The organism is Methylobacterium sp. UNC300MFChir4.1 (assembly GCF_900110155.1).
Classification (GTDB): Bacteria; Pseudomonadota; Alphaproteobacteria; order Rhizobiales; family Beijerinckiaceae; genus Methylobacterium.
Window position 1 is genome coordinate 12866 of sequence record NZ_FOCS01000030.1, and the last position, 25721, is coordinate 38586.

The 25721-nt window shown below is 72.6% G+C and carries 21 protein-coding genes and 1 pseudogene; 18 read left to right on the forward strand and 4 right to left on the reverse strand.

The window, feature by feature from the left end:
• Positions 1-3: 3 nt before the first annotated feature.
• Positions 4-1059 carry a LacI family DNA-binding transcriptional regulator gene (locus BMY19_RS26470; RefSeq protein ID WP_100253456.1) on the reverse strand — a complete coding sequence of 352 codons (1056 nt, stop codon included), beginning with the start codon at positions 1057-1059 and terminating at the stop codon, positions 4-6.
• A gap of 334 nt (positions 1060-1393) precedes the next feature.
• Here BMY19_RS26470 and BMY19_RS26475 point away from each other — a divergent pair, with 334 nt between their 5' ends.
• Positions 1394-2074: a DUF4142 domain-containing protein gene (locus BMY19_RS26475; protein ID WP_100253476.1), complete on the forward strand. Its 681-nt coding sequence runs from the start codon at positions 1394-1396 to the stop codon at positions 2072-2074.
• Positions 2075-2762: 688 nt separating this feature from the next.
• Complete coding sequence (locus tag BMY19_RS26485) at positions 2763-2984, forward strand: DUF6894 family protein (RefSeq protein WP_091980657.1); 222 nt, start codon at positions 2763-2765, stop codon at positions 2982-2984.
• 239 nt (positions 2985-3223) lie between these two features.
• Here the strand turns inward: BMY19_RS26485 and BMY19_RS26490 are convergent, their stop codons facing one another.
• Positions 3224-4087 (reverse strand): SMP-30/gluconolactonase/LRE family protein, encoded by an 864-nt coding sequence (locus BMY19_RS26490; RefSeq protein ID WP_100253457.1) that lies wholly within the window; start codon positions 4085-4087, stop codon positions 3224-3226.
• Positions 4088-4113: 26 nt separating this feature from the next.
• Positions 4114-5439, reverse strand: a complete 1326-nt coding sequence (locus tag BMY19_RS26495; protein ID WP_100253458.1) for a sugar MFS transporter — start codon at positions 5437-5439, stop codon at positions 4114-4116.
• Positions 5440-5600: 161 nt separating this feature from the next.
• On the opposite strand from BMY19_RS26495, the gene BMY19_RS26500 reads away from it, so the two are divergent.
• Both BMY19_RS26500 and BMY19_RS26505 read left to right on the forward strand, forming a co-directional pair.
• Positions 5601-6764: an aldose epimerase family protein gene (locus tag BMY19_RS26500; protein WP_170863049.1), complete on the forward strand. Its 1164-nt coding sequence runs from the start codon at positions 5601-5603 to the stop codon at positions 6762-6764.
• Positions 6761-8560, forward strand: coding sequence for an IlvD/Edd family dehydratase (locus tag BMY19_RS26505; protein ID WP_020094770.1), 1800 nt, complete (start codon positions 6761-6763; stop codon positions 8558-8560). Before BMY19_RS26500 ends, BMY19_RS26505 begins: the two co-directional genes overlap by 4 nt.
• 66 nt (positions 8561-8626) lie before the next feature.
• On the opposite strand, the gene BMY19_RS26510 is transcribed toward BMY19_RS26505, so the two are convergent.
• The gene (locus BMY19_RS26510; RefSeq protein ID WP_244491948.1) at positions 8627-9340 is read right to left on the reverse strand and encodes a FadR/GntR family transcriptional regulator; all 714 of its coding nucleotides are present in this window, start codon (positions 9338-9340) and stop codon (positions 8627-8629) included.
• Between the two features lie 468 nt (positions 9341-9808).
• On the opposite strand from BMY19_RS26510, the gene araD1 reads away from it, so the two are divergent.
• The 14 genes and pseudogenes from araD1 (at position 9809) to BMY19_RS26580 (ending at position 25688) form a co-directional block, all read left to right on the forward strand.
• Positions 9809-10789, forward strand: a complete 981-nt coding sequence (gene araD1, locus BMY19_RS26515; RefSeq protein WP_100253459.1) for an AraD1 family protein — start codon at positions 9809-9811, stop codon at positions 10787-10789.
• Position 10790: 1 nt separating this feature from the next.
• Entirely contained in the window at positions 10791-11717 is a 927-nt protein-coding gene (locus tag BMY19_RS26520) for a Gfo/Idh/MocA family protein (RefSeq protein ID WP_100253460.1), read from the forward strand.
• 72 nt (positions 11718-11789) lie between these two features.
• Positions 11790-13366, forward strand: a pseudogene (locus BMY19_RS26525) (carbohydrate porin).
• A gap of 278 nt (positions 13367-13644) precedes the next feature.
• The gene (locus BMY19_RS26530; protein ID WP_056527239.1) at positions 13645-15153 is read left to right on the forward strand and encodes an ATPase domain-containing protein; all 1509 of its coding nucleotides are present in this window, start codon (positions 13645-13647) and stop codon (positions 15151-15153) included.
• On the forward strand, positions 15140-16180 hold the full coding sequence (locus BMY19_RS26535; protein ID WP_020094777.1) for a sensor histidine kinase: 1041 nt from the start codon (positions 15140-15142) through the stop codon (positions 16178-16180). The genes BMY19_RS26530 and BMY19_RS26535 overlap by 14 nt, the downstream gene beginning before the upstream one ends.
• A gap of 142 nt (positions 16181-16322) precedes the next feature.
• Positions 16323-16685 (forward strand): hypothetical protein, encoded by a 363-nt coding sequence (locus BMY19_RS26540; protein WP_091980646.1) that lies wholly within the window; start codon positions 16323-16325, stop codon positions 16683-16685.
• 482 nt (positions 16686-17167) lie between these two features.
• On the forward strand, positions 17168-17740 hold the full coding sequence (msuE, locus tag BMY19_RS26545) for an FMN reductase (protein WP_091928616.1): 573 nt from the start codon (positions 17168-17170) through the stop codon (positions 17738-17740).
• Between the two features lie 8 nt (positions 17741-17748).
• Entirely contained in the window at positions 17749-18708 is a 960-nt protein-coding gene (locus tag BMY19_RS26550; RefSeq protein ID WP_100253461.1) for an aliphatic sulfonate ABC transporter substrate-binding protein, read from the forward strand.
• Between the two features lie 17 nt (positions 18709-18725).
• Complete coding sequence (locus BMY19_RS26555) at positions 18726-19769, forward strand: sulfonate ABC transporter substrate-binding protein (protein WP_100253462.1); 1044 nt, start codon at positions 18726-18728, stop codon at positions 19767-19769.
• Positions 19769-20551 carry an aliphatic sulfonate ABC transporter permease SsuC gene (gene ssuC / locus BMY19_RS26560; protein WP_100253463.1) on the forward strand — a complete coding sequence of 261 codons (783 nt, stop codon included), beginning with the start codon at positions 19769-19771 and terminating at the stop codon, positions 20549-20551. Before BMY19_RS26555 ends, ssuC begins: the two co-directional genes overlap by 1 nt.
• Positions 20551-21447, forward strand: a complete 897-nt coding sequence (locus tag BMY19_RS26565) for an ATP-binding cassette domain-containing protein (RefSeq protein WP_170863050.1) — start codon at positions 20551-20553, stop codon at positions 21445-21447. Before ssuC ends, BMY19_RS26565 begins: the two co-directional genes overlap by 1 nt.
• Before the next feature lie 117 nt (positions 21448-21564).
• A complete protein-coding gene (ssuD, locus tag BMY19_RS26570) occupies positions 21565-22740 on the forward strand; it encodes an FMNH2-dependent alkanesulfonate monooxygenase (RefSeq protein ID WP_100253464.1) in 1176 nt (391 codons plus the stop codon).
• A gap of 141 nt (positions 22741-22881) precedes the next feature.
• Entirely contained in the window at positions 22882-23151 is a 270-nt protein-coding gene (locus BMY19_RS26575) for a hypothetical protein (RefSeq protein ID WP_012318328.1), read from the forward strand.
• A 281-nt stretch (positions 23152-23432) separates the two neighbouring features.
• Positions 23433-25688, forward strand: a complete 2256-nt coding sequence (locus BMY19_RS26580; protein WP_100253465.1) for a cyclic nucleotide-binding domain-containing protein — start codon at positions 23433-23435, stop codon at positions 25686-25688.
• Positions 25689-25721: the final 33 nt, after the last annotated feature.

A 25721-nucleotide genomic window follows, 5' to 3' on the forward strand; every position in this document is an offset into this window, starting at 1 on the left:
TCGCTAGGGTGCCGCCGGCGCGCTCGACTCGCGCACGACGAGGCGCGCGGGGAACAGCGTCTGGGCGAGGTCGTCCGGCGCCCGTGTCCCCTCGATCAGTTCGACCAGCGTCGCGAAGGCGGACCGGACCATGTCGAGCACCGGGACATCGACCGAGGTCAGGCTCGGGACCGCGTAGGCCCCCTGGCTGAGGTTGTCGAAGCCGACGACGCGGATCTCCGCGGGGACCCGCACGCCGCCCTCGTGCAGCGCCCGCAGTACGCCGAACGCCACCCGGTCGCTGGCGGCCACGACGGCGTCCGGCCGGGCGCCGGGTCCGGCCTCCAGGAGAGCCCGCGCGGCCCGGTAGCCGCCCTCGGCGGTCCCGTCGCAGGAGACCACGAGGGCGTCGCGCAGGGGCAGCCCCGCCTCCGCGAGGGCATCCCGGTAGCCGCGGAACCGCTCGGTGGCGGCGGCGGGCCGGCGCGCGTCGCCCGCGAGCAGGCAGATCGACCGGCTCCCCGCCGCGATCAGGTGGCGGACGGCCCCGTGGACCGCGTCGCGCTCCGCCAGCGCGACGTAGTGCGTGCCGGGCACCTCCAGGCCGAACACCACGAACGGGCATCGCTTGGCCTTGAGCAGGCCGATCAGCGGGTCGTCCCGATCCTCGGCGAAGACCACGAGGCCGTCGACCCGGGCCTCGCTGACGAGGCCGGCGATCCGGCCCGGGCCGTCCGGGTCGTCGGCGCGGCGGCAGCGGTGGACCAGGGTGTAGCCCTGCCGATCGGTGACGGTGCCGAAGGTCCGGAGGACGTGGCCGTGATCGGCCGTCTCCCCCGGGCGGCCCCCGTCGGCGGCGGGCTCCGGCGCCGGAGCGAACACGCAGGCGATGCTGCGACTGGGCTTCTTGCGCAGGGACCGGGCGGCGAGGCTGGGCACGAAGTCCAGGTCGCGCATGGCCGTCTCGATGGTCTCGCGCGTGGTCCGGGCGACCTTCTGCGGGTGGTTCAGGACCAGCGAGACCGTCTGGAAGCTCACGCCGGCCCGTCGGGCGACGTCCTTGATCGTCGTCTGGCCCATCGTCACCTCGAGAGCCGGTCCGGATGGCCGCGCCCCCCGCGCGGCGCTGCCTCGTTCGGTGCGCCAATCTAGATCTGTATCGATCGGAGATAAAGCCGCGGGCCGGGCGGCGAAGACGGCGTATTCCCGCGCAAAGGCTGCGCAGGACCGGTCATTCGCGCGCGCAATCCGATCCATCCTGCGGTTTCTCGGTGCCCCGATCCCGCCGTTCGGACGGCCCGCCGGGCAGGAACCTTGTCCCCCCTGTGCGGTTCGCCGGGCAGCACCTCAAGCGATGATCGGGGCGTCGGGTGCCTCACCCAATCCGGATGCCACTCCCATGATGCACCGTCGCATGCACAGACGCGCTCTCCTCACCACGATGCTGGGCGCCACCGCGGCCCTGGCGGTCACCCGCACAGCCCTCGCGCAGGTCACGCCGGCCGGCGCGATTCCGACCGGCGCCTATCTCCAGATGGCCACCAGCGGCGGCCTGTTCCTGGAGAACACGGCCCGCGACGCTCACGCGAAGACCACCAATCCCGCCGTCAAGAAGTTCGCCCGCGCGGAGGTGGTCGAACAGGTGAACCTCGCCCGCAAGATCAGCGCCTACACGGGCGGCGCCCCGATCCCGAGCCCGGCCGCGGCGGGCCCGGGTGGCCTGATCGGCGGCCTCGTCGCGGCGCCGGTGGCGGTGGCCGGCACGGCCGTGAATGCGGCGGGCAGCGTCGCCGGCGGTGTCGTCGGCGGCGTGCTCGGCGGACCGGCTCCGGCCCAGGGCATGACCACCGACGCGCAGAAGGCGCAGATCCTGGCGCAGCTCAGCGCCATGCCGCCGGGGCCGCAATACGACGCCACCTTCGTGAACGCCTCGCTCCAGGGCCATCAGGAGGCGCTGGGCATCCACGGCGCCTACGCCCGGTCGGGCGAGGATCCCGGCCTGCGCGCGATCGCCCGCGGCGCCCTGCCGCTGATCAACCTGCACATCGCCCGGCTCGATCGGATGCAGGCGATGATGGGCGCTCAGCCGGGGTAAGCGGCCGGACGACGGGGTCGGTGCGCCGCGCGGCGCACCAGCCTCCTCGCGGTTGTCTCGCAATTGTCCCACCGGCCTCGAACAGGACCCCGTCAGCCGGCCCGATCGCGCAGGCGCCGCACCAATCTGAGCAGCACGCCGCGGATATGGGATCGAAGCTGGGTGTTCTCTGCCATGGGACGCCGTTCGAAGCGCCGGATCGCGGCGCCTCGAGAAACACATCCCTTGGACGGACCGTTGCTACGTAAAAAGCGGGATCGTTGCCGCGGCCGAGCCGCAGAACCACCCTCCAAGGACGTAGCCCGTGGCCCGGATCGACGGCGCCCCGCGGCCCATATGATGGGACCGGATCGTCGACAGCACGCTCCTGATGTGCGCGCGCAGCTTGTCCTTGCGGAGCGCGGCCGTCTCGGCGCACGGGTCGGGCGGGTTGGCGGAGGTCGACATGTCACGGGGCCCCGGCTCAGGCGCGCCACCGCTCCGGGCCGTCGGACGACGGCGGGGGGACGCTGGAGATTCTTGTACTTGATAACGTGAGCGGAATCTCGGGCGGACGGCGCAGATCCGAGCAAACTCCATGTTTTAGATGCATTAAGGTTTATCCGACCGAAGACCTTTCCCAGTCGTGCATTGCACTACGTAGTGATATCCGGACGATCGCCGCGGGGCTGCAGCAGGGGGGAGGTCGGTGTCCGAGCGCTTCTACTTCGACCTCGAGAGCGGCGAGGAGACGATCCGGGATGACGACGGCGTGGAGGTCGGCAGCCTGGCCGAGGCCATGGCCGAGGCGCGCAGCGTCATCGCCGAGATGGCCGACGAGGTCTGCGCCGCCGATCCCGACCGGTCCTGGAGCTTGGTCGTGCGCGACGCCGCCGGGCACGCCCGCCACCGGCTGCCGATCCGGCGGTAGCGCCCGACAAGAAGCCCGCCGCGGCCTGGCCGGGCGGGCTTGAAGGTGATCTCGTCTCGGAGAAGGCCGACCGTAGACCCGCCACAGGGCGACCGCATCCCCCATCCGGAGGACGCCGACGCACGATCCCGCGACCGCAGGCCCGCGACCGCCCGCCGCGGCAGCTCGGACGCCGGAGGACCCGCCCCGCTGGAGGAAAGATCTGCGCAGGGGACTCAACGTCCTCGGCGCCAGGTCGGTCAGCCCGCGAAGGCGCGGGGCGGCAGGCCGGCGACGCCGACGTCGAGCTCGAACAGCGCGCCGGCCTCCGGCACGTGCTCGGCCCCCCGCGCCGCCGAGGTGACGAACAGCCGGTCGAGGCCGGGACCCGCGAAGGCGCAGCTCGTGATGTTGGGGGCGGGCAGGGGGATCGCGCGCAGCAGGCGCCCCGCGGGATCGAAGCGGCTGAGCCGGCCGCCGCCCCAGTGGGCGATCCACAGGCAGCCCTCTTCGTCCGTGGTCATGCCGTCGGGCCAGCCCCAATCGTCGGGGAAGCGGAGGAAGGGCCGCTTGCCCGTCAGCGCCCCGTCGGCGGCGAGGTCGAAGGCGTAGACCGTCCGGGCGGCGCTGTCGCTGTGATAGAGGATCCGGCCGTCGCGGCTGAAGGTCGGCCCGTTGGCGACGCCGTAGCTGGTATCCATCCGCCGCCACGTCAGGTCCGGGTCGAGCCGGTGCAGGGCGCCCGACACCGCGGTCTCGGCCTGGTGCATGCTCCCGGCCCAGATCCGGCCGGCGTCGTCGACCTTGGCGTCGTTCAGGCGGTTGTCGGGATCGTCGGGCTCGGGGTCGCCGATCGGCGCGAGGCGGTCGGCCTCCAGGTCGTAGGTCGCGAAGCCACTCTTCAGCCCGACGACGAAGTCGCGCCGGCCCGCGCGGGGGATGATCCAGCCGAGCGGTTCCGGGAACGGGCGCGTGCCCACGGCGCCGTCGGCGAGGTCCAGCCAGTTCAGGGCCGGCGCCTCGATATCGACCCAGAACAGCACGCCCCGCTCCGGAACCCAGATCGGGCCCTCGCCGAGCCGGTCGCGCCGGGGCCGGTCGAGGATGCGGATCCGCGGGTCCATGGCGGGCTCCCCGATCTGGCCGACGCTCAGGCGCCGGCCGGCCGCGCTGCGGCGCCGGTCCTGCAGCCCCAGAGCGCGTAGAACAGGACGTAGAGCTCGCAGGCGGCGGTGATCAGGAAGGAGTGCTGCAGCCCGTACCGGTCCGCCGCCCAGCCCTGCACCACCACCAGCGACCCGCCCGCGATCGCCATGATCAGCAGCCCGGCGCCCTCCTCGGTGAGCGGACCGAGGCCGCGGATGCCCAGGGTGAAGATCGTCGGGAACATGATCGCGTGGAACAGGCCGACCGAGATCAGCGCCCACAGGGCGAGGTGGCCGGTCGCGAAGGTCGCCACCAGCATCACCGCGCAGGCGCCGATCGCCGCGCCGGCCAGCACGGTCTCGGCCGGGCGTCGCTGCATCAGGTAGCTGCCGACGAAGCGGCCGACCATCATGCCGCCCCAGAGCAGGAACAGGTAGCGCGAGGCCTGGGCGTGGGTCAGGTCGCCGATCTTGGGCTGCGACACGAAGTTGATGAACAGGTTCGACACCCCGATCTCGGCGATCAGGTAGATGAAGATCGCCGGCACGCCGAGCACGAGGTTGCGGTGGCGCCAGAGCGACAGGCCGGCGCGCTCGGCCCTGGCGGCCCGGGCGGTGATGCCGCCGGAACCGCTGATGGCGGGCAGCGGGAAGCGGGCGATGACCGCGGCGAGGACGACGAGCACCACCGCCACGATCAGGTAGGGCAGCTGCACCGACTGCGCGTCTGCCAGGCGCTCGGCCGGGGTCAGGGTGGCCCCGGCGGCGGCGTTGCCCGAGGCCGAGCGGCCGAGGATCAGGTAGCCGCCGAACAGCGGCGCCAGGGTCGTCCCGAGGGAATTGAACGCCTGCACGAGGTTGAGCCGCGCCGGGGCGCTCTCGGCCGGGCCGACCACCGCCACGTAGGGGTTCGCGGCGACCTGCAGGAGGGTGATGCCGCTGGCGATCACGAAAAGGGCCGTGAGCGTGATCGCGTAGGAGACCCGGTGGGCGGCCAGGATCATCCCGAGCGTGCCCAGCGCCATGATGCCCAGTCCCGTCACCAGGGCGCGCTGGTAGCCGACGCGCTCGATCAGCTTGGCCGCCGGGATCGAGGCGACGAAGTAGGCGATGAACCAGACGGACTCGATCAGCGTGGTCTGCGTGTAGTCGAGGTCGAACACGCTGCGCAGGTGCGGCAGCAGCGTGTTGTTGATGACCGTGATGAAGCCCCACATGAAGAACAGGCTCGCCAGCAGCGACAGGGCCGGGCGGTAGCCGCCCCGGTCGCGCGCGGCCTCCGCCCCCGTCCGGGGCGCCGCGGTCCCCGCGGTCGCGATCGGTCCTGCCATCCGGCGTTGTCCTCTGCCTCTCGGGCCGCCTTGTCGGGGTCCCGTGTTGTTCCTTTTATTTGTCTGAGTATATATCGGGCTCGCGGACGTCAACCGCGAGTCCCGTCGCGGTCCGGCGCACGACCGGCGCGGCGGGCGGAATCACGAAGGGGGAGAGCGCGATGCGTGGAGTGGGATCCCTGGCGCTGTGCGCCTGTGCGGCCCTGCCGGGCCTGACGCCGGCACCGGCCCGGGCGGCCGAGCCGACCCGGGCGGTGTTCGGCACGCTGCCGGACGGCCGGACGGTGGAGGAGGTGACGCTGACGAACGGCAAGGGCGTCACGGCGCGGATCCTGTCGTGGGGGGCGCTCCTGCGGAGCCTCGACGTGCCGGACCGCTCCGGCAAGGCCGCAGACGTCGTGCTCGGCTACAACGACCTCGCCTCCTACCTGGCCAAGGGCAACTATTTCGGCGCGAGCGTCGGGCGCTACGCCAACCGCATCCGCGCCGGGCGCTTCACCCTCGACGGCCGGACCTACACGCTGGCCACCAACGACGGCCCGAACGCCCTGCACGGCGGCGCGTCCGGCTTCGACAAGCGGCTCTGGACGATCACCGCGGTCAAGGGCGGCGCGGCCCCCTCGGTCACCCTGCGCTACGTCAGCCCGGACGGCGAGGAGGGCTATCCCGGCACGCTGACGGCGACCGCCACCTACGCGCTGGACGAAACGAACACGCTCACGGTCACCTACGAGGCGACGACCGACAAGCCGACGATCGTCAACCTGACCAACCACAGCTTCTTCAACCTCGCGGGCGAGGGCTCGGGCCGCTCGATCCTCGACCAGATTCTGACCATCCCGGCGGAGCGCTTCACGCCGGTCGACGCCACCCTGATCCCGACCGGGGCGCACCTGCCGGTGGCCGGCACGCCCTTCGACTTCCGCGAGCCCGCGGTGATCGGCGCGCGGATCCGCGACGGGCGGGACGCGCAGATCGTGCGCGGGCGCGGCTACGACCACAACTGGGTCGTGACCGACGCGCCCACGGCCGAGCCGCACCCGGTGGCGCGGGTCGAGGATCCGGGATCGGGCCGCATCCTCGACGTGGCGAGCAACCAGCCAGGCCTCCAGTTCTACGCCGGCAACTTCCTCAACGGGACCGCGGTCGGTAAGTCCGGCCTCGCCTACCGCCAGTCGGACGCCCTGGCGCTGGAGCCGGAGCTCTTCCCCGACACGCCGAACCAGCCGGCCTTCGGCTCGGCCCGGCTCGATCCCGGCAAGACCTACCGGAACGTGATCACCTACCGCTTCTCGACCAGCCCCGCCCACCGGACCCAGAAATGACCGACCGACCGATTGCACGGCCCCTGCGCTCGCGCGCGTGGTTCGACAACCCCGACAATATCGACATGACGGCGCTCTACCTGGAGCGCTACCTGAACTTCGGCCTCAGCCTGGAGGAGCTGCGCTCGGGCAAACCGATCATCGGCATCGCCCAGACCGGCTCGGACCTGTCCCCGTGCAATCGCCACCACCTCGTCCTCGCGGAGCGGATCCGCGAGGGCATCCGCGAGGCGGGCGGGATCGTCCTGGAGTTTCCCGTCCACCCGATCCAGGAGACCGGCAAGCGGCCGACCGCGGGCCTCGATCGCAACCTCGCCTATCTCGGGCTCGTGGAGCTGCTCTACGGCTACCCCCTCGACGGGGTCGTGCTGACCACGGGCTGCGACAAGACCACCCCGGCCTGCCTGATGGCGGCCGCCACCGTGAACATCCCGGCCATCGCCCTGTCGGTGGGGCCGATGCTCAACGGCTGGTTCAAGGGCCAGCGCACCGGATCCGGCACGATCGTCTGGAAGGCCCGCGAGATGCTGGCGGCCGGCGAGATCGACCACGACGGCTTCATCAAGCTGGTGACCTCGTCGGCGCCCTCGACCGGCTTCTGCAACACGATGGGCACCGCCACCACGATGAACACGCTGGCCGAGGCGCTCGGCATGATGCTGCCCGGCTCGGCCGCGATCCCGGCGCCCTACCGCGACCGGCAGGAGGCCGCCTACCTGACAGGCAAGCGCGTCGTCGCCATGGTGGCCGAGGACCTGAAGCCCTCCGACATCCTGACCCGCGACGCCTTCCTCAACGCCATCGCGGTCAATTCCGCGATCGGCGGCTCGACCAACGCGCCGATCCACCTCGCGGCGATCGCCCGCCACATGGGGGTCGCGCTCGACATCGCGGACTGGCAGACCCACGGCCTCGACGTGCCGCTCCTCGTCAACCTGCAGCCGGCGGGCGCCTATCTCGGCGAGGATTACTACCGCGCCGGCAGCTTGCCCGCGGTGGTGGCGCAGCTCATGCGCCGCGGCCTGATCCGCGAGGGCGCCCTCACCGTGAACGGGCGCACCCTCGGCGACAATTGCCGCGGCGCCGCGATCGAGGACGAGGACGTGATCCGGCCGATCGACCGGCCGCTCAAGGAGGCGGCGGGCTTCCTGGTCCTGCGCGGCAACCTGTTCGACGCCGCGGTGATGAAGACCAGCGTCATCGGCGCGGAGTTCCGCAGCCGCTACCTGTCGAACCCGGAGGATCCGGACGCCTTCGAGGGTCCCGTCGTGGTGTTCGACGGGCCGGAGGATTACCACGCCCGGATCGACGACCCGAGCCTCGGCATCACCGAGGAGACCCTGCTGGTCATGCGCGGGGCCGGGCCCGTGGGCTATCCGGGGGCGGCGGAGGTGGTGAACATGCGCCCGCCCGCGCAGCTGATCCGGGCCGGCGTGCACGCGCTGCCCTGCCTCGGCGACGGGCGCCAGTCCGGCACCTCCGGCTCGCCGTCGATCCTCAACGCCTCGCCCGAGGCGGCGGCCGGCGGCGGCCTCGCCCTCCTGCGCACCGGCGACCGGGTGCGGATCGACCTGCGCCGCGGCACCGCCGACATGCTGGTCGACGCCGACGAGATCGCGCGGCGGCGCGCGGCCCTGGAGGCGGCGGGCGGCTACGCCTATCCGGCCTCGCAGACCCCCTGGCAGGCGATGCAGCGCGCCGCGGTGGGGCAGATGCACACCGGGGCCATCCTGGAGGGCGCCGAGGCGTTCCAGCGCATCGCGCAGACGCGGGGCGTGCCGCGCGACAACCACTGAGGCCACTCGGGCCACTCGGGCCACTCGGGCGACGTCCGGGCCGGCGGCGCCCCGCCGCCGGCACCGTCAGGGCCGCATCGCCAGCTCGGTGTCGGCGAGGGCGAGGCGGACCAGCTCGGTCATCGTCGCGCGGGCGGCGTCCGGGTCGCCCGCCACGATCGCGTCGTAGAGGGCGCGGTGATCCGGCATCGGATCCCGGGGCAGGCCCTGGCGGCGGTGCTTGAAGATCGTCGTCCACGTGACCGCGGCGGCGATGGAGCTCGACAGGGCGATCAGCGCGCCGTTGCGGGCCGCTTCCAGGATCGTGTTGTGGAAGGCCTGGTCGGCGGCCCGCCCGGCCTCGGTGGCGAGGCCGTGGCGGCCCATCTCCTCCAGGGCGTGGCCCATCCGGGCGATGTCGAGGCCGGAGCGCCGCTCGGCCGCGAGCGCGGCCGCGGCCGGCTCGACGATCATCCGCAGCTCGAACAGGTCGCGGATGAAGGACTCGCTCGGCTCCGACTCGAAGGCCCAGGCGAGGATGTCGGGATCGAGCAGGTTCCAGCGGCTGCGCTGGCTGACGCGGGTGCCGGTGCGCGGGCGGCTCTCGACGAGCCCCTTCGCGCTCAGGATGCGGATCGCCTCGCGATAGGCGGTGCGCGAGACGTTCAATTTCTCAGAGAATTCGATCTCGCCGGGCAGCACGTCCCCGGGCGCGTAGCGGCCGCCGAGGATCGCCGCGCCCAGATCGCGGGCGACCGAGCCGTGGATGCGGCGCGACCCCGAGGCGAGGGGCAGCGTCACGTTCTCCGAGCTCCGCTCCTGCCTCACCGCATCCACCTCCGGTCCGGGCCACCGGGTCGGGGCAGGAACGGCGTGATCGTATCCTGAAGTTGTAGGAGCGCAAAGAGGAACGCCCGCCGCACCGAAGGCGCGGCCGCGCTTGCGACCGGAGGCGAACTGCTCTAGCCTAATTGTATGAGTAGTTAATCGACAGGATCCGTCACGGTCCGCGGAAGCGTCCGGGTCGGCGCGGGGGTCGCCCCCGCGATGGTGCAGGGCGGTCCGTTCCCGGCGACCTCGGGCGGCCGCGACGGCGCGATCGGGCCGCTGGCGACCGAGCGGATGCCGCGCCCATTCCTCCAGCGGGACCTGGCGCGCCGGATCGACGGCGCTCGCGCCCCGCAACCCGGCCACTGACGGGCCGCCGCGCGACCCTCGACGGCCGCGCGTTCAGGACGCCCCGAAGCGGGCGTCCCCGGGAGGACACAGATGGGACGATCACTCCTACAATTCCGCGTCGCCGACGGGCAGCGCGGTGTCGCGCTGCTCGCCGACGGCCGGGCGTGGCGGGTGCTCGGCGTCGACAGCGTGCTCGCCCTGGCGCAGAGGGCCCTCGCCGCGGGGGACGATCTGGCCGCGACGGCGGGGCGCGCGGGGCTCGGCGCGCCCGTCGATCTCGACGCGGTCCGGCTCCTGCCGCCCGTCGACCACGCCGATCCCGCGCACCTCCTGCTGAGCGGCACCGGCCTGACGCATCTCGGCTCCGCCGAGGGCCGCGACGCGATGCACCGCGCGGCCGCGACCGACCCGGCGCCGACCGATTCGATGCGCATGTTCCGGATGGGCGTCGAGGGCGGGAAGCCGGCGCCGGGCGAGACCGGCGCGCAGCCCGAGTGGTTCTACAAGGGCGACGGCTCCGGCCTCGTCGCCTGCGGCGAGCCGCTGATCTCGCCGGCCTTCGCCCGCGACGGCAGCGAGGAGCCGGAGATCGCCGGGATCTACCTGATCGACGCCGACGGAACGCCGGTGCGCCTCGGCTTCGCCCTGGCGAACGAGTTCTCCGACCACGTGACCGAGCGCGGCAATTACCTGTGGCTGGCGCATTCCAAGCTCCGCCCGGCCGCCCTCGGCCCGGAGCTGTGGCTCGGGGCCCTGCCGCCGGACGTGCGCGGCACGAGCCGCATCCTGCGCGACGGAGCCGTGCTCTGGGAGAAGCCGTTCCTGTCCGGGGAGGCCAACATGTCCCACAGCATCGCCAACCTGGAGCGGCACCACTTCAAGTACGCGCCGTTCCGGCGCCCCGGCGACGTGCACGTCCACTTCTTCGGGACCGCGACCCTGTCGTTCAGCGACGGCGTCGCGACCCGGCCGGGCGACGTGTTCGAGATCGCGGCGGCGCCGTTCACGCGGCCCCTGCGCAACCCGCTGGCGATCGCGCCGGCGGACGCGCCGTCCGTGCGGGTGCTCTGACATGGCGGCCCCGATCCGCATCGGCCTCGTGGGCGTCGGCAAGATCGCCCGCGACCAGCACCTGCCAGTCATCGCCGCCTCGCCGGATTACGCGCTCGTGGCGGTGGCGAGCCGGCACGGCGGCCTCGACGGGGTGCCGAGCTACGGCAGCCTGGAGGCGATGCTGGCGGCGCACGGCGACCTCGACGCCGTCGCCCTGTGCCAGCCGCCGCAGGCGCGGTGCGCGGCGGCCCTGGCGGCGATCGCGGCCGGACGCCACGTCTTCCTCGAGAAGCCCCCGGGCGCGACGCTGGCCGAGGTCGGGCTCCTGGTCGCGGCCGCGCGGGACCGGGGCGTGAGCCTTTTCGCGAGCTGGCACTCCCGCTACGCGCCGGGGGTGGAGCCCGCCCGCCGGTGGCTGTCGGGCCGCAGGATCCGGTCGGTGGCGATCGCCTGGCTGGAGGATGTCCGGCACTGGCACCCGGGCCAGGACTGGATCTGGGACGCGGGCGGGATGGGCGTGTTCGATCCGGGGATCAACGCCCTGTCGATCGCCACCCACATCCTGCCGCCGTTCTTCCTCACCGGCGCGACCCTGTCGGTGCCGGCGAACCGGCAGGCGCCGATCGCCGCCGACCTGCACTTCGCGGACGCCGCCGGCACCCCGATCCACGCCCGGTTCGACTGGCGCCAGACCGGGCCGCAGACCTGGGACATCCGCGTCGAGACCGACGACGGCCCCCTGGTCCTGTCGCGGGGCGGGGCCGCCCTGTCGATCGCCGGCCGCGACCAGCCGCTCCCGCCCGAGGCGGAGTACCGCGGCCTCTACGACCGCTTCGCCGCCCTGGTCCGCTCCGGCACCAGCGACGTCGACCTGAATCCGCTGATCCACGCCGCCGACGCCTTCATGCGCGGCGAGCGCCGCGCGGTGGAGGCCTTCACGGACTGACCGGGAGGCCCCCCTCCGGGACACGAACGCGACAGAGCCAGGCAAGGCCGCGCGGTTAAGGGGGAGTCACACATGGGAAAGCATCGGGGAAAGCATCGGGGAAAGCATCGGGGCAAGCATCGGGCAAAGCATTGGCGATGGGCCGCACTGGCGTTCTGCGCCGCGTCGATCACGGCGGGCGCGGGCCCGGCGGTCGCGCAGGTCGAGGCGACGGCACCGGACGGGGGACCGGCCCCGGTGAATCCGAGACCGAAGGCGAGCCCGGCGCAGAAGGCCCGGTACCGGGCGAACCGCGCCCGGCGGCGGGTCATCCGGGAGGCGCGGAGCTTCTCTCGGGCGCCAGCAGCGCCGCCGCCAGCCTCGACGTGCAGGGCAGCAGCGCGACGCCGCCCAGCCTGCCGCCGGGCACCCTCGATCTCGGCAACGGGATCAGTATGGTCCTGAACTACACGGGCGAGTTCGCCGCCAACCCGTCCGGCGGCATCCGGCAGGGATCGGCCTATGCGGGCCAGATCGCGTTCGGCCTCGACGCCGATCTCGGCCGCCTCGCCGGCATCGACGGCGGCTCGGTCCACACCGTCGTCACCCAGCGCCACGGCCGGAGCCTGGCGCAGGATGACATCGGCTTCAACGGCAGCGTGCAGGAGATCTACGGCGGCGGCCAGACCGCCCACCTGACGCTGCTGTCCTACGAGCAGAAGCTGCTCGACAACCGCCTCGACATCGAAGTCGGCCGCCTGCTCGCCAACCCCAACTTCCTGGCCTCGCCGCTCTACTGCAACTTCCAGAACAACGCGACCTGCGGCGCGCCCAAGTCCATCTTCAAGCTGACGAACTTTAACTACTGGCCGATCGCGACCTGGGGCGGCCATGCCAAGGCCTGGGTCACCGACAGGGTGTTCCTGCACGCCGGCATCTACGAGGTGAACCCGCGCGACCAGCTGCCGACCCGGAACGGCGTCGACTGGTCGACCAGCGGCGCCACCGGATACCTGGTGCCGGTGGAGGTCGGCTACTCGACCAATTTCGGCAACGACCCGCTGCCGCGCAACTACAGCATCGGCGCCGTGTTCGACCGGTCGGACTACACGGATCCCGTGCTCGACCGGCGGGGCGCCGCCCAGGTCTTCAGCGGCCTCGATCCGCTGACCCGGTTCGGCCGGTCGGCGGTCTACGCCCGCTTCGACCAGATGGTCTGGCGGCCGGATCCGAACGGCGTCCAGGGCCTGTCGGTGTTCGGCGTCGCGATCGGCGGGACCGGCGGACGGAAGACCCAGGATTACTTCCTGGAGGGCGGCGCCGTGCTGACCGGCACCTTCCCGGGCCGGCCCTACGACACCCTCGGCTTCGTCTTCGCCATGGAGAAGCTCTCCCCCGTGGGCACGGCCAACATCCGGGCGGCGCGCGCGTCGCTGGGGCTCGGCACCCGGACCGTCGAGTCCCTGCAGACCATCCTCGAGCTGAGTTAAGGCATCCAGCTCACCCCGGCGGTGCGGCTGATGCCGAACCTGCAATACGTGATCGACCCGGACCAGACCCGCTTCCCGTTCCGCCCGAAGCCGATCCCGGACGCCTTCGTGATCGGCGCGAAGCTGTCGGTGGACCTGTTCACCCTGGCCGGACTCGCGAAGGGCCCGGGCAGCCAGTGACGCCCTGACCGCCCCGGCGCCCGCTCCCGGCGGGCGCCGGGCCTTCCGACCTGACCGGGGGAGGGACCGTCCCGCGGCCGCAGAGCCCGCGCTCGCCGGGTCCCGGATCGTCTCGCCGAGGCCGACGTCCGCGCCGCGCGCCCGTCGGGCAGGCGCGCGGTGCCGGCCGCGCGGCGGCGTTTCGCGCTGCGCGCGGCTTCGTGTACGAGACCGGGCTCCGCGGCCCGTCGCGCGGTCGACGGGCCGCCCGCCCGTGGGACGACGGCAGAGACCTCGACATGGCAGTGACCGATCACGACGCGGCACCGGTCTCCACCGGGGTGACCGGCCTCGACCACATCCTGGCCGGCGGCTACGCGTCCCAGCGCTCGCACCTCATCGAGGGGCGGCCCGGATCCGGCAAGACGACGCTGGCGATGCAGTTCCTCCTCGACGGCGTGCGCCGGGGCGAGCGCTGCCTGTACATCACGCTCTCGGAGAGCCGGCGCGAGCTCCTGAACGTCGCGGAGCGCCACGGCTGGTCCCTCGACGGCATCGAGATCTGCGAGCTCGTCGCGCCGGAACTCAGCCTCGACCCCGGGCAGCAGCAGAGCCTCGTCCACTCGTCCGACCTCGAGCTCGGCGAGACCGTCCGGATGGCGATCGCCGAGATCGAGCGGCTCAAGCCGCAGCGCGTGGTGTTCGACAGCCTCTCGGAGATCCGGCTGCTCTCACAGGGATCGCTGCGCTACCGCAGGCAGGTCCACGCCCTGCGCAGCTTCCTGCTCATCCAGAACACCACGGCGCTGCTCCTCGACGATCTCACCGCCGAGACGGACGACCTGAACCTGCACAGCCTCAGCCACGCCGTGATCCGGCTGGAGCAGCTCGCGCCCCTGTACGGCGGCGAGCGGCGGCGCCTGCGCGTGATCAAGATGCGCGGCACGCCGTTCCGGGGCGGTTTCCACGACTACGTCATCCGGCGCGGCGGGCTCACGGTGTTCCCGCGCCTCGTCGCGGCCGAGCATCTCGGCACCTTCCCCGACGACCAGTGCGGCACGGGCAGCCCCGAACTGGACCAGCTGCTCGGCGGCGGCCTCGACCGGGGCACCAGCACCATGCTGATCGGCCCGTCCGGCGTCGGCAAGTCCACGGTGGCGCTCACCTGCGTCACCGCGGCGATCGCCCGCGGCGAGCGGGCGCTGATCCTCAGCTTCGACGAGACCACCGGCGTCCTCAGTCGCCGGGCCCGCGGCCTCGCCATGCCGGTCGACGACGCGATCGCCGCCGGATCGCTCATCGTCGAGCAGATCGACCCGGCCGAGGTCTCGCCCGGCGAACTCGCCGACATCGTCCAGAACGCGGTCGAGCACCGGGGCGTGACGACGGTCGTGATCGACTCCCTGACCGGCTATCACAACGCCATGCCGGAGGAGAATTACCTGCTCCTGCAGATGCACGAGATGCTGACCTACCTGAACCAGCAGGGCGTGCTCTCGCTCCTCGTCCTGGCCCAGCACGGCATGATCGGGGCGATGGGCGCGACTGTCGACCTCACCTACCTCAGCGACACGATCCTGCTGTTCCGCACCTTCGAGGCCGACGGGCGGCTGCGGCGCGCGATCTCGGTCGTGAAGAAGCGGACCGGCAGCCACGAGGACACGATCCGCGAATTGCGGATCGACTCCGGCGGGATCCGCGTTGGCGAACCGCTCAGCGCGTTCCGAGGTATCATGACCGGCGTTCCGACATTCGAGGGTGAGCGGTCGTCGCTCCTGCCAACCCGCGCGGCTGATGACCGAGGCTGAACTGCCGGTTCTCATCTTCGCGCCGGGTGGCCGCGACGCCGCCGTCGCCGCGGCGATTCTCGGCGAGGCGCGGATCGCGGCACAGGTGTGCGCCAGCCTCGCGGACGTGGTCTCCCGACTCGACGCGGCCGCCTGCGCGGTCCTCACCGAGGAGGCGCTGCTGTCCTCGAACCGCCAGGCCCTGGCGGACTGGATCGCCGCGCAGCCGCCCTGGTCCGATTTCCCGTTCATCCTCCTGCGGCTGCGGGGCGCCGAGCCCAACGCGCAGCTGACCGACATGCTCGGCAACGTCAGCGTGCTGGAACGCCCGTTCCACCCGGCGACGCTGGTCATGGCGGCCCGCTCCGCCCATCGCGCCAAGCGCCGGCAGCTCGAGGCGCGCGCCCATCTCGAGGAGCGCGAGCGCACGACCGAGCGGCAGGCGCTCCTGATCCGCGAGCTGCATCACCGGGTGAAGAACACGCTGGCCACCGTGCAGGCGCTGCTCGGGGCCTCGGCCCGGTCAGCGACCAGCGTCGACGCGTTCTACGCGTCGTTCTCGGCGCGGGTGATCTCGCTGGCCAAGACCCACAATCTCCTGACCGAGGATTACTGGCAGCAGGCGCCCCTGCGCGAGATGCTGATGAACGAGCTCGGGCCCTACAACGACGTCGAGGGCGCCCGCATCCAGCTGGACGGCCCCGCGATCGACCTGATGGGCGACCTCGCGGTCCCGACCGGCATGGCCATCCACGAGCTGACGACCAACGCGGCCAAGCACGGCGCCCTGTCGGTCCCGGAGGGCCGGATCGCGATCCGGTGGGATATCGAGCAGACGCCGGCCGCCCGCATGCTGCACCTCGACTGGACCGAGCGGGGTGGTCCGGCCACGGCGGTGCCGACGCGGAAGGGCTTCGGCTCGACGCTGCTGCAGCGTGTCCTGAAGGTCCAGTGCCAGGCGGACATCGCCTTCGATTTCCAGCCGGCCGGGCTGCACTTCACCATGCGGGCGCCGCTGCCCGAGACGCGCGTCGTCCCGGCGTACTGAGGCGGTCAGGGTTCCGCACCCGACGCCGCGCCGGTCGCGGGGTGTGCGCTTTCACACAGAAGTGTCTTGCGTTCCGCGGCCCTGATCGAACTTATCGCAGGTGCGAGATTTAGGATGTCGCAGCACAGCGATACGTCTTGCGATGAATAGATTTGCTCCTCTCGTGGCGGCCGCACTGGCCTGGGCCGTGTTCGGCACCTGGGCCGAAGCCCGTCGCTCGTCCTTGCAGAAGGACGTTCCGGCGCTCCGCCCGGGGATCGAGGCCGATCTGGCCGCGAGACACTGTCCGGCCGTCCGGATCGACACGGAGCGCTTCCGTCAGTTCTCGCGCGAGAACCATCTGAACCACGCGGACTTCTTCACGAAGAAGCGCTCGGTCGCCCTGCAGCACGACCTCGACGCGGAGCTGGCGCAGCTCCGGGAGCGTCCGGAAGAGGCCTGCGCGCAGATGTGGACCAAGTACGGCGACGACGGCACCGTGCAGCACCTCCTCGTCCGTAAGTAGGCACCGCCTTCCGATCCGGAGCGGCCCGGGCGCGTCGTCGAGGACGGCGGCAATGACGGCGGCGATGACGACGCTGACGACCGCGAAGGTGTCACCGCGGGCAGCGTTCCGGTCGCGCCGGATTCCCCCGCCGCCCCGGATCCCGGGCTTGGCGATTCGGTTCCAGGTCCGCCCGCGTACCGAGAACACGCTTCTCCCGCCGGGCGCTCCGAGAGAATAAAACCCCGCCAATCGTGCGGATGAACCGCCGGCACGCAAGATCTCGCGCCCGTTCTGCGCGGCGGTCGAGATGAAATTCCATATTGGTCGCCCGATTTCGGGGAGAACGTTTTTCTTTCACGGATCAATTGGGAACGCCGTTTCATTGACGGCGGAAGTCGCAGCCATCAATTCTAGCGGCCTGTTCGGATGTCCGGCCACGCAACCTCCGCTCTTCGGAGACGGGGCGGTCCGTCATCCTGTCTCACAGCAAGGCATCCGGAATGACACGACCGAGACTCGTCGGGCTGAGCGCCAACGTGCAGCGGCCCTCGAAGACCCGCACGCTGGTGGATGCCGTGCTCCGCGAGGCCAGCGCCCAGGCCTCTCTCGACGCGGAGATCCTCGACTTCGTCGATGCCGGGACCGGCCTCGGCGCCGCCTGGACCCGCGACCAGCTCGCGCCGGCCGCGCGCGGCGTGCTCGCGGCCATCGAGGAGGCGGACGGGCTGGTCGTCGGCTCGCCGGTCTACAAGGGCGCCTATACCGGCCTGTTCAAGCACCTGTTCGACCTGGTCGATCCGGGGGCGCTCGCCGGGAAGCCCGTGGCGATCGTGGCCACGGGCGGCGGCGCGCGCCACGCCCTCGTGGTCGAGCACGCGTTCCGGCCGCTCTTCGGCTTCTTCGGGGCGCTCCAGATCCCGACCGCGGTCTACGCCTCCGATCCCGATTTCAGCGACGGCGCGCTGACCGAGGCCGGAGTGCGCGCCCGCGCCCGCGAGGCCGGCGGGCAGCTCGCCGCGCTGCTCGTGCACCGGGCGGCCGCGGCGCCGCTCACCCTCGCCGCCGCCGAGTGAGCCGGCCGATGCTCGACCGTCGCGCCCTGCTGGCCGCCCTCGCGGCCCTGCCCCTCGCGCCGGCCCTCGTCCCGGGCGCCCGGGCGGCCGAGCCCGGCGTGCTGCGGATCGGCTACCAGAAGAACGGCATCCTGGTCGTCGCCAAGCAGCAGAAGATCATCGAGAAGCGCTTGGAGCCCCTCGGATACGCGGTGCGCTGGGTCGAGTTCTCCTTCGGGCCGCCGCTGCTGGAGGCCCTGTCGCTGGACGGGATCGATCTCGGCCAGACCGGCGACGCCCCGCCGATCTTCGCCCAGGCCGCGCGCTCCAACCTCGTCTACGCGGCCGCCCAGGAGGCCGGCGGTTCCGGCGCCGGGATCCTGCTGCCGAAGGGCTCAGAGATCCGCAGCCTCGCCGAGCTCAAGGGCAAGCGCGTCGCCTTCGCCAAGGCGTCGAGCTCCCACAACCTGACCATCGCGGCGCTGGAGAAGGCAGGCCTGAGCTACGCCGACATCGAGCCGGTGACGCTGGCGCCCGCGGATGCCGCGGCCGCCTTCGCCCGGGGCAGCATCGACGCCTGGACGATCTGGGACCCGTACTTCGCCATCGCCGAGCAGGGGGAGGGCGTGCGCGTGCTGGTGCGCGCCACCGACGTCACCCCGCAGAACAACTTCTTCCTGGCAAGCCGGCCCTTCGCGGAGAGCCGGGCCCCGGTCCTCACCGCGGCGATCGACGCCCTGGGCGAGGTGGCGGCCTGGTGCACGCAGAATCGCGGCGCGGTGGCGGAACTCCTGTCGCAGGGCACCGGCGTGCCGCTGGCCGCGACGCGGCGGGCGGTGGACCGGACCGACTACGTGATCGGACCGATGACCGACCGCGTCGCCGCCGAGCAGCAGCGGGTCGCCGACCGCTTCCACGCCCTGAAGCTGATCCCCAAGCCGATCCGCATCGCCGACGCGGTCTGGACGCCCCCCGCCCGCAACGGCTGAGACGACCGCAGAGAGCCATGACCGACCGATCGCCCCGCGCGCTGTCCCTGTCATCCGCCGGCGCCCCGAACCGCCGCCTCCTCCTGTCCGCCGGCCTCGGCCTCGCGGCGGCCGCGCTGCTGCGGCCGGCCCGCGCGGCCGGCACCATCCGCATCGGCTACCAGAAATACGGGTCCCTCGTGCTGCTGAAGGCCCGCGGCACCCTGGAGAAGGCCCTCCAGCCCCTCGGCACCGCGGTGGCGTGGTCCGAGTTCCCGTCCGGCCCGCCGCTCCTGGAGGCGCTGAATGCCGGGGCGATCGATCTCGGCTCGGCCGGCGAGGCGCCGCCGATCTTCGCCCAGGCCGCGAGCCCGGAGCTGCGCTACGTGGCCGCCGAGCCGCCGGCGCCGCGGGGCGAGGCGATCCTCGTGCCCAAGGACAGCCCGATCCGCAGCGTCGCCGACCTGCGCGGCAAGACCGTCGCCCTCAACAAGGGATCGAACGTCCACTACCTGCTGGTGCGCGCCCTGGAGCAGGCGGGCGTCCCCTACGACGCGGTGACGCTCGCGTACCTCGCGCCGGCCGACGCCAACGCCGCCTTCGTGCGCAGCTCCGTCGATGCCTGGGTGATCTGGGACCCGTTCCAGGCCGCCGCCGAGCGCGCCACGGGCGCCCGGGTGCTGGTCGACGGGCGCGGGGTCGACGGGCACGCGCTCGCCCCCAACCGCCAGTTCTACCTGTCCCGGCGCGGCTTCACCGACACCAGCCCCGCGATCGTCTCGGCCGTGCTGCAGGCGATCGGGGAGATCGACGCCTGGGCCGAGGGCCATGCCGACGCCGTGGCGGCGGAACTGGCGCCCTCGGTGGGCATCCCCGCGCCGGTCCTCGCCGTGGCGCTCGGCCGCCTGTCCTACGGCGTCGCGCCCCTCGACGCGGCCGCGATCGCCGACCAGCAGAAGGTCGCCGACAGCTTCCACCGTCTCGGGCTCCTGCCGAAGCCCGTCCGGGTCGCCGACGCGGTCTGGACGCCCCCCCGGCCCGCGGACGCCCTCAAGTCCGAGAAGCGGACGGAGAACCGCTGATGCGCCCCTCGAAGCTCGTTCGCCTGCGCGACTCCGCGGTGCCCTGGCTGCTGCCGGCCGCCATCCTGCTGGGCTGGCAGGCCGCGGTCTCGGCTGGCCTCGTCTCCAACCGCTTCATGCCGGCGCCCCTCGACGTGGTCCGGGCCGGCTGGGAGGCCGGGCGGACCGGGGAGCTCTGGACCAATCTCGGCGTCAGCACCCTGCGGGCGCTGGTGGGCTTCGTGATCGGCGGCGGCATCGGCTTCGGGCTCGGCCTCGCCAACGGCCTGTCGCGCCTGTCGGAGCGGCTCACCGACACCTCGGTGCAGATGGTGCGCAACGTGCCCCACCTGTCGCTGATCCCGCTGGTGATCCTGTGGTTCGGCATCGGCGAGGAGGCCAAGCTGTTCCTCGTGGCGCTCGGCGTGTTCTTCCCGATCTACGCGAACACCCTGCACGGCATCCGCTCGGTGGATCCGGGCCTCGTGGAGATGGGCCGGGTCTACGGCATGTCCCGCACCGAGCTGTTCACCCGCGTGGTGCTGCCCGGCGCCCTGCCGTCGATCTTCGTGGGCCTGCGCTACGCGCTGGGCATCATGTGGCTGACGCTGATCGTCGCCGAGACGATCTCGGCCTCGTCGGGGCTCGGCTACATGGCCATGCAGGCCCGGGAGTTCATGCTGGTCGACGTCGTCGTGCTGGCGATCCTGATCTACGCCGCCCTCGGCAAGTTCGCCGACGCCCTGACCCGCCAGCTCGAGCGCGCCTGCCTCGCCTGGAACCCCGCCTACAGGAGCGCCTGATGCTGCTCGACGCCGTCCGCCGCGAGGCGCTTCCCGACCCGGGCACGGACCCGCGCCCGGCGCCCGGCCCCGCCCCGGGGCACAGGCAAGCGGATCTGCCCGCGGATCTGCCCGCGGATTCGCCCCCCTCGCCGCCGGCCCGCGGGATCGCCGTCACCGTCCGCGACCTGGACAAGAGCTTCGACGGCACCGCCGTCATCGAGGGCCTGAACCTGTTCCTGCCGGCCGGCGGGTTCACCGCGGTGGTCGGCCGCTCCGGCTGCGGCAAGAGCACCCTGCTGCGCCTCATCCTCGGGCTCGACACGCCCACGGGCGGGCGGATCGACCTGGAGGGGCCGGAACGCTCCCCGCGCCGGTCCGAGCCGCCGAAGCGGATCATGTTCCAGGAGCCGCGGCTGCTGCCCTGGGCGCGGGTCGTCGACAACGTGGCGGTCGGCCTGTCGGGCCGCGGCTCCCGGGCCGAGCGCCGGGAGCGGGCGCTCGCGGCGCTCGCGGCGCTCGCCGAGGTCGGCCTCGCCGACAAGGCCGGGCAGTGGCCCGCCACCCTGTCGGGCGGCCAGCGCCAGCGCGTGGCCCTGGCCCGAGCGCTGGTGAGCCGGCCGGGCCTGCTCGCCCTCGACGAGCCGCTGGGCGCCCTCGACGCCCTGACCCGGATCGGCATGCAGGACCTGATCGAGCGGATCTGGCGGGCGCAGGGGTTCACCGCGCTCCTCGTCACGCACGACGTCGCCGAGGCCGTGGCGCTGGCCGACCGCATCCTCGTGGTCGAGGCCGGCCGGATCGCCCTCGACCTGCGGGTCGACGTGCCGCGGCCGCGCCGGCGCGGGGATCCGGACCTCGCCCGCCTCGAGGGCCGCATCCTCGATCACCTGCTCGGATCGCAGCCGACCGCCTGAACGCGGGCCGCCGTTTCCCGGAAGCGGCGGCCCGCCCTAGCTCTCGACGATCACCGGACCCGCGCAGTCGGGTCCGGCTTTTCCGCATCCGGCCACCGGGCCGCACAGGAGATTCCGATGACAGCAGCCAATGACGGGCGCGCCGACGTCCTCTGGTTCCTGCCGACCCACGGCGACGGCCGCTATCTCGGCGCGCGGGAGGGGGCTCGGGACGTCTCGCTCAGCTATCTCTGGCAGATCGCGCAGGGGGCGGACGAGCTCGGCTATTACGGCGTGCTGCTGCCCACCGGACGCTCCTGCGAGGATTCCTGGATCGTCGCCTCGGCGCTGGCGCCGCTGACCAAGCAGCTGCGCTTCCTCGTGGCGGTGCGGCCGGGCCTGATGGAGCCCTCCGCGGCGGCCCGCATGACCGCGACCCTCGACCGGATCTCGGACGGGCGCCTCCTGATCAACGTCGTCACCGGCGGCGACCCGGTGGAACTCGCCGGCGACGGCGTGTTCCTCTCCCACGACGAACGCTACGCCGTCACCGACGAGTTCCTGACGATCTGGCGCGGCCTGCTCGCGGGCGAGACCGTGACCTTCCGGGGCGATCACCTGCGCACCGAGAACGGCCGGCTGATCTTCCCGCCGGTGCAGAAGCCCTATCCGCCGCTCTATTTCGGCGGCTCGTCGGCGGCCGGCATGGCGGTCGCGGCCGAGCATTGCGACGTCTACCTGACCTGGGGCGAGCCCCCGGCCCAGGTCGCCGAGAAGATCGCCGCCGCCCGGGAGGCCGCCGAGGCGAAGGGCAAGACCTTCTCCTACGGCATCCGCCTGCACGTCATCGCCCGCGAGACCGAGGCCGCGGCCTGGGAGGCCGCCGAGCAGCTGATCTCGAAGCTCGACGACGCCACCATCGCCAAGGCGCAGGAGACCCTGAAGCGGCAGGATTCCGTCGGCCAGAGCCGCATGATGGCGCTCCACGGCGGCAGCCGCGACAAGCTCGTGGTGGCGCCGAACCTCTGGGCCGGCGTCGGCCTCGTCCGCGGCGGCGCCGGGACGGCCCTGGTCGGCTCGGCCGACCAGGTCGCCGACCGGATGAAGGAGTACATCGATCTCGGGATCGACCGCTTCATCCTCTCGGGCTACCCGCACCTGGAGGAGGCCTACCGGTTCGCCGAGCTGGTCTTCCCGAAGCTGCCGCTGCGCGCCACGACCGGGCGGCCGGCCGGCAATGCCCGCAACGACGGCCCGTTCGGCGAGATCATCGCCAACGACCTCGTGCCGACCCGCCGCGTCAGCGCCCATTGACCGGCGGCCCCGCCGGCACGGGGCATGGCTGATCTGCGTTCGGGCGGCCCGGGCGTCATGGTCATGCCATCCTTGGCGCCCATCCGCACCGCCCATCGCCGCGCGACCCGCTCGCGCGGCCTGGACGAGCGTAGGATTTCGATGACTTCGACCAAGACGGCCCTCCTGGCCATCGGTCTGTGCCTCGGCCCCGCCGCGGCCTTCGCGGAGCAATCCCCGGCCCGGGAAGCCCTCAAGCAGTACTGCACCGGCGACTACATGGATTTCTGCAGCGCCTACGCGCCGGGCGGCCCGGAGGTCGAGGCCTGCTTCAAGGCCAACCTCAAGAAGCTCTCCCCGAACTGCTCGGCGGCGATCACCGCCTACAAGAAGGAGCAGCGGGCGACCAAGCGCGTCAGCGAGGCGCGCTGAGGGCCGAAGGCCCGTCGCGGCGGCCGCGACCCGGGAGCCCCCGACGGCGCGGCGGATCGGCCGATCCGCCGCGCGATCCACCGCGGCGATCCCACAATGCTGCCGCGCGGAAGCGGCCTGCACGATAATTTAAGCCGGCGCCTGCCATCGGTTGAGAACTGGCGTGGCCAAGGTCAGGTCCTGCGATTCGGCGACGATCCGTGCGCGTGATCGCACGGGATCTGCCCCGGGATCTGCGATCTCCGCGCCCATCGGGATTTCGAGACGCGGGTACCGTGCCGATGACGACAACCGACCTGACGTCCGCCGGGACCGCATCCCCGGCCGGCGGCCGCGCGGCGATCCTGCGCGGGGCCCGCATCGGGGCGGCGGCGGCCGTCACCGTGATGGTGCTGCTCCTCGACCTCATCAGCTACTCCCAGCTCATCTTCTCGGGGCCGCTGGTGGAGAGCCGCGCGGCCGGCCTGTCGGCGCTGCTCGCGGCCTACGTGCTGGGCAGCCTCGTCTTCATCGCGCTCCGCCGCACCGCGCGGATCTCGCTGTCCTTCATCGGCGCGGCCGCGATCGTGCAGGCGGCGATCGCCGCGGCGGTCGCCGGGCAGCTCGAGGCCGCGGGCGTCACCGATCCGGAGACGGTCGGACAGCTCGTGCTCGTCGCCTGCGGCGTCTCGACCTTCGCCACCGGCGTGATCTTCGCGCTGCTCGGCACCCTGCGGGCCTCCCTGCTGGTGCAGCTCCTGCCCTACCCGGTGCTCGCCGGCTTCCTCGGCGGCGTCGGCCTGCTGTTCCTGCGCAGCGGCGTGCAGATCGGCGGCCATGTCGACGACCCGCTCGCGGCCCTGCTCCACGCCGTCGATCCGGCGAACCTCGATCCGGGCCGGATCGATGCCGGGGCGCTCGCGCGCATCGCCCTGACCCTCGTGATCGGGTTCTGCGCCTTCTACCTCCCCCGGATCGTCCGGCACTGGGGGACCTACCCGACGGTGATCCTGTCGAGCCTCGCGGTGGTCCATCTCGGGCTGGCCTGGACGGGCACCAGCGTCGCGGCCGGGCAGGCATCGGGATGGCTGATCGAGCCGCTGCCGACGGGCACGCTGCTGCGGCCGCCCGCCATCGGCAGCCTGACGGCCTTCGATCCGCACCTGCTCCTGCCGATCTGGCCCAAGATCGCCACCCTGGTCGTCGTGGCGGTGATCATCCAGATCCTCTACGTGGTGAGCGTCGAGCTGGAGATCCGGCGCGACCTCGACATCGACCGGATGTTCGTCGCCTCGGGCGCCACCAACTTGGTCGGCAGCGTGTTCGGCAGCTCCGCGATGGGCTTCGGCCGGACCTCGACGCTGCTGCTGCACAACATCGGCGGCGGCCACTGGCTCGGCTGGTGGCTGACCCTCGCGGTCATGGCGGCGCTCCTCATCGTCGGCGCGAGCCCCCTGGCGCTGCTGCCCCGCCCGCTGGCCGGCGGCGCCCTGATCGCCATCGGCATCGGGCTCCTGTTCAACCTCGGCGTCGCCAGCCGGACCCTGCCGGGCTGGGAGATCGCCATCGCGCTGGTCGTGTGCACCGCCACCGCGTATTTCGGGGCCACCACGGGCTTCCTCGTCGGCGTCCTGCTGGCGATCCTGATCTTCGGGGTCCAGTACGGGCAGATCGGCGCGATCCGCCGGTCGCTCTCCGGGGCGGACCGGCGCAGCAGCGTGATCCGCGGCCCCGACGCCGCCGCGCGGCTCGAGGCGGCCGGCGACCGGACCCGGATCTACACCCTGCAGGGCTACCTGTTCTTCCTCAACGCGCAGGCGATCTTCCGCCGGGCCGCCGCGGAGGCCGGGGATCTGCGCGTGCTGATCCTGGATTTCCGCGAGACCGTGGGACTCGACAGCTCGGCGCTGATCGCGTTCCGCAAGGTCGGCCAGCTCGCCGAGCAGCGGCGCTTCGAGGTGCTGCTGGTCCACGTGGATCCGATCGCGCGCCTGCTGATCACCCGCAGCGGCCTCACCGCCGACCCGCGTGTCCGGATCCTCGACACGCTGGACGAGGCCCTGCGCGCCGCCGAGGCGACGCTCCTGGCGGAGGCCGGCGGCGCCGGCCCGGGGGAGGTCGCCGTCTTCGCCCGGCACATGGCCGACCGGCTCGGCAGCACGTTCGGCCCGGACGACTTCGCGCCCTACCTGACGGTCCGCGAGCTCGCGGCGGGCGCGGCGCTGATGCGCCAGGGGGAGGCGGCCGATGCCCTCTACTTCCTGGAGCAGGGCCTCGTCTCCATCGAGATGGAGGTCCCCGGCCGCGGCAATCTGCGCCTGCGCACCACCACGGCCGGCACGGTGATCGGCGAGATCGCGCTGGTCCAGGGCGGGCGGCGCACCGCCACCGCCGTCGCCGAGAGCCCCTGCCGGGTGGTCGTCATCGACCGCGCCGCCCTCGCGCGGATGGAGCGGGAGCGCCCGGATCTCGCGCTCGCCTTCCAGCGCTTCCTGATTCTGGAACTGGCCGGCAAGGTCTCCGACACGAATCGGCTGCTCGAGGCCGAGATGCAGTGAGGCGCCCGGCGGCGCCGGCTCTCCCGGTCAGAG